General features: G+C 74.9%; 3 protein-coding genes. 1 reads left to right on the top strand and 2 read right to left on the bottom strand.

Annotation, left to right across the window (positions count from 1 at the left end):
* Nucleotides 1-249: 249 nt before the first annotated feature.
* On the top strand, nucleotides 250-1149 hold the full coding sequence (locus tag ADY01_RS33800) for a UTP--glucose-1-phosphate uridylyltransferase (protein WP_049580587.1): 900 nt from the start codon (nucleotides 250-252) through the stop codon (nucleotides 1147-1149).
* Between the two features lie 48 nt (nucleotides 1150-1197).
* Here ADY01_RS33800 and ADY01_RS33795 read toward each other — a convergent pair whose 3' ends face one another.
* Both ADY01_RS33795 and ADY01_RS33790 read right to left on the bottom strand, forming a co-directional pair.
* Nucleotides 1198-1857 carry an NAD(P)H-binding protein gene (locus tag ADY01_RS33795; RefSeq protein ID WP_049580586.1) on the bottom strand — a complete coding sequence of 220 codons (660 nt, stop codon included), beginning with the start codon at nucleotides 1855-1857 and terminating at the stop codon, nucleotides 1198-1200.
* 79 nt (nucleotides 1858-1936) lie between these two features.
* The gene (locus tag ADY01_RS33790) at nucleotides 1937-3790 is read right to left on the bottom strand and encodes a sialidase family protein (protein ID WP_063784462.1); all 1854 of its coding nucleotides are present in this window, start codon (nucleotides 3788-3790) and stop codon (nucleotides 1937-1939) included.
* Nucleotides 3791-3857 lie beyond the last annotated feature (67 nt).

The following is a 3857-nucleotide window of genomic DNA, read 5'->3' as shown; positions in this document are numbered from 1 at the left end:
GTGGGGGAGGGGGTGCGAGCGGTCGGAGGTAGGAGATGGGACGTCCCACCTCTGGGGACCATACGAGCAAAGCGGTTTTCGGACAAGAAGTGCGGACCCGACGAGGCGTCAGAAGCCCGCTCCCGTTCCCTCGCGTTCCCTCTCGTTCCCCTCCCCGGGGGCACCGGACCCCCGGCCACCGGACGACTTCGGTAGCGTCGGCGGTGCCGCCTCGATCGGTGCGGCGTGCCGCTCGATGGGAGAGTTGTGATGGCCCCCACGATTCGCAGGGCAGTGATCCCGGCCGCCGGCCTCGGCTCACGCCTGCTGCCGCTGACCAAGGCGACGCCCAAGGAGATGCTGCCGGTCGGGGACAAACCGGTGATCGAGCACACCGTGCGGGAGCTGGTGGCCTCCGGCATCACGGACATCACCATCGTGGTCTCCGGCGCCAAGTCCCTGATCCAGGACCACTTCCGCCCCAATCCCGCGCTGGTGGAGGAGCTCCGCGAGGCCGGCAAGACCGCCTACGCGGACGCCGTGGAAGAGGTCGCCGACCTCGCGCGGCGGGGCCACATCACCTACCTCGACCAGCACGGCCCGTACGGCAACGGCACCCCGGTGCTCAATGCGGCCCGCAACGTCGGCGACGAGCCGATGCTCGTGCTCTGGCCGGACGACGTGTTCGTGGCCGAGGTGCCCCGGGCCCAGCAGCTGATCCGCGCCTACGAGGCCACCAGCTGCCCCGTGCTCGCCCTGATGCCCATGGACCCGGCGGACTCCGGGCGTTACGGCGTTCCGGTGGTCAAGGAGGACCTGGGCGAGGGCCTGCTGCGCATCACCGGGCTCGTCGAGAAGCCCAAGCCCGCGGACGCCCCGTCGGCCTTCGCGGCGATCGGCGGCTACGTCGTCACCCCCGCCATCATCGAGGAACTGCGCGAGCAGACCAGGCGCTGGCACGAGCACCGCCAGGGCGAGATCTACCTGACCGACGCCATCAACGCCTACGCCTCGGGCCGCGCCGTCTACGGGCAGGTCATCTCCGGCCAGTGGTACGACACGGGCAACCCGGCGGACTACCTCGTCGCCCAGATGGCCCACGCCCTCGCCCACCCCGAGTACGGCCCGATCCTGCGCCGCCTCGCCCGGGGTCTCGACGAGCCGTCCTGAGGAACCGGCCCCCACCGCCCCGCCGCGCGCCGGGGCCGTCCGGCCCGCTCAGCGGACCACCGCGGCGACGGCCTCGGGGACCGGCGTCCCGCCGCCCACCAGATCCAGGCTCAGACCGGCCGTGGCCGGGTGGTCGAGCAGCGCCGCCAGCACCGCCGCCACGTCGTCCCGCGTCACCGCGCCGGGCGGCGTGTGCTCGGCGAGCTCGACCCGGCCGGTGCCGGGGTCGTCGGTGAGCCGGCCGGGGCGCAGGATCGTCCACGCGAGCCCCTCCCGGGAACGGATGTCGGCGTCCGCCGCGCCCTTGGCCCGCAGATACGCCGCGAACACCGGATCCGTTCCCGGCGGCGGCTCGTCGTCGACGCCCATCGCCGACACCACGATCAGCCGGCGGACCCCGACCCGCTCCGCAGCGTCGGCGAACAGCACGGCCGCCGCCCGGTCCACCGTGTCCTTGCGGGCGGCCCCGCTGCCGGGCCCCGCCCCCGCGGCGAACACGGCGGCGTCCGCCCCCGCCAGCCGCCGCGCGACCTCCTCGGCGCTCGCCGACTCCAGGTCGCACGCCACCGGTTCCGCCCCCGCCTCCAGCAGGTCCGCCGCGTGCTCCTGATTCCTGATCAGCCCCGCGACCTGGTCGCCCCGGCTCGCCAGCAGCCTTCCCAGGCGGCGGGCGATCTTGCCATGTCCTCCAGCGATGACTGTGCGCATGCACCCGACCGTACGCCCCGCCCCCGCCGCGGCCCACGCGGGCACGGCAGGGGCGGGGCGGTCTCCTGCACCGGCTCCGTCAGCCGACCTCGTCCAGCGGCAGCCGCAGCACGGCGTTCCCCGCGGCGCCCGGCAGCGGCGCGTTCGCCCGCCTGAGCGCGGTGAGTTCACCGGCCGTCAGCGCCCGGTCGTACACCCGGACCTCGTCCAGCGCGCCGACCAGCCGCAGGATGGCGTCGGGGCGCTGGCCCAGGTGGACGCCGAACGTCGAGGAGCGGCTCACCGTCCCCGGCACATCCGCCACCGACGCCGCCGCCCCGCCGTCCACGGACAGCGACAGCCGCCCGCCCGAGCGCGTCAGCGCCAGGTGGTGCCACTCCCCGTCGTTGAACGCGCCACTCGTGGACACCTCGGCGCTCGCCCGCGCGTTCGCGCCGTCCACCGCCGTGATCAGCCCCCGAACGCGCCCGCGCTCCGGCTCGGCGCGCACCCACACCTGCGGCGCGCTCGTCCCGACGCCGCCCATCCACAGGAACGGGTGCTCGCCGGTCCCCGCCGCGTACCTGAACCACAGACTGACCGTGAAGTCACGGTCGTCCAGGGGAAGTTCCTCCCGGAACGGCAGCCGCACCGCGTCGTCGGCGCCGTCGAACGCCAGCCCGCCGCCGAAACGCCCGGCCACCGGCGCCGCGCCTCCGACCACCGGCGCGGGGGCGCCGCCCGGCGCGTGGTCGGGGGTCACGGGGTCGGGCGCGCGCCGGGGGCCGAGCCAGTCCTCGGTGATCAGCGCGAACCTGATCTCGTCCCTGGCGTCCACCGCGCCCGCCTCGTAGAGCAGGCCGACCGTCCCGTCCGCCGTCTCGACCATGTCGGAGTAGCCGGACCAGTCGGTGGTCACCACCGCGCCCCGGTCCGCGCCGTCCCACGTCCGCCCCTCGTCCCAGGAGGAGCGGATCATCATGGTCCGCCGCCGGTCCGGGTCGGCGGGGGCGGCCAGCAGCAGCCGGTCGTACCCGTCCTCCTCCGCGCCGCGCAGCCGCAGCAGCGAGCCCTGGACCTGCGGGGTGTACAGGTCGGGGATCGTCTCGAACGGCGCGGCGAAGCTCTCGCCGCCGTCCCTGCTGACCGCGACATTCCGGTGGCCGAGGTCGGTGCCGTCCTGCTCACGGCCGTTGACGAGGATCGAGCCGTCCCCCAGCTCGGCGAGCGCCATCTCGGACGGCTTCTGGCGGAACGTTCCGTCCTCGGCCACCGGCCAGCTGTCCACCGCGCCCAGCTCCCAGCTGTGCCCGCCGTCGTCGCTGTAGGCCAGGGCGGCGTGGTTCTCGGTGACGCGGCCGTCCGCCCAGCTCTCGGCGTTGATGCCGAAGACGAGACGGTTCTCGTGGGCGTCGCCGGTCAGCTGGAGGCCGTGCAGCGGGCCCGTCGCGTACCAGGAGTTCCACTCCTCGGGGCGCAGCTCGGCGCTCATGTCCCGCGGCTCGGACCAGGTCACGCCGTTGTCGTCGCTGTGGGACAGGTACGGGACGCGGTCGCAGGGGACCGGGCAGTTGCCCTGGCCCGCGTTCTCGTTGCGGGTGCTGGCCAGGATGATCCGGCCGGTGGTGGTGTCCACGATGGGCACCGGGTTGCCGTGCGTGTCGCCGCCGCCCGCGTCGACCACCTCCACCGGGCCCCAGGTCCTGCCGCCGTCGTCCGAGCGCCTGAGCACCAGGTCGATGTCGTTGGCGTCGCCACAGCTCTGCCGCCGGCCCTCGGCGAACGCGAGCAGCGTGCCCTCGGTGGTCCTGACCGCGGCCGGGATGCGGAAGCAGGCGTACGCGTCCTGGGCGGCGGCCGAGAAGAGCACCTGCTGCTCCAGCTCGGCGGCGGTGGTGGCGCGGGCGTCGGGGACGAGGGTCAGGGGCAGCACCAGCGCGGAGGCGGCGGCCAGAGCGGCGACCCCGCGCCTCCGGGGTCCGACGCGCCGGGCGCGGAAGCGGGCGCGGGAGGGGACGGGG

Source organism: Streptomyces sp. SBT349, from assembly GCF_001083795.1.
Lineage (GTDB): Bacteria > Actinomycetota > Actinomycetes > Streptomycetales > Streptomycetaceae > Streptomyces.
Note: the sequence above shows the minus strand (reverse complement) of the source record. Positions and strands in the feature narration are given on the sequence as shown.